The sequence below is a fragment of the Streptomyces chisholmiae genome, assembly GCF_031845445.1.
GTDB lineage: Bacteria > Actinomycetota > Actinomycetes > Streptomycetales > Streptomycetaceae > Streptomyces > Streptomyces chisholmiae.
The window spans coordinates 1-255 of sequence record NZ_JAVREO010000330.1 but is presented as its reverse complement, the minus strand read 5'-3'; the positions used below and the strand labels follow the sequence as shown (position 1 = coordinate 255).

Annotated in this window: 1 protein-coding gene; it reads right to left on the bottom strand. The window is 69.4% G+C overall.

What is annotated here, in order from left to right:
* A partial coding sequence (locus tag RM844_RS33425) for a hypothetical protein (protein WP_311671168.1) occupies positions 1 to 255 on the bottom strand: 255 nt, incomplete at both ends.

The window sequence follows — 255 nt, the reverse complement described above, 5'->3', positions numbered from 1 at the left end:
GCCGCTCCACATCCCGATCCCGCCCATACGTCGCCAACAACGCCCCCACCTCGATCGGGTCCCCCAACACCGTCCCCGTCCCATGCCCCTCCACCACATCCACATCCCCACCCGACAACCCACCCGCGGCCCACGCAGCCCGAATCACCCGCTCCTGCGACGGACCATACCGCGCCGTCAAACCAATCGACGCACCATCCAGATTCACCGCCGACCCCGCCACCACACCCAACACCCGACGCCCACCAGCCCGCG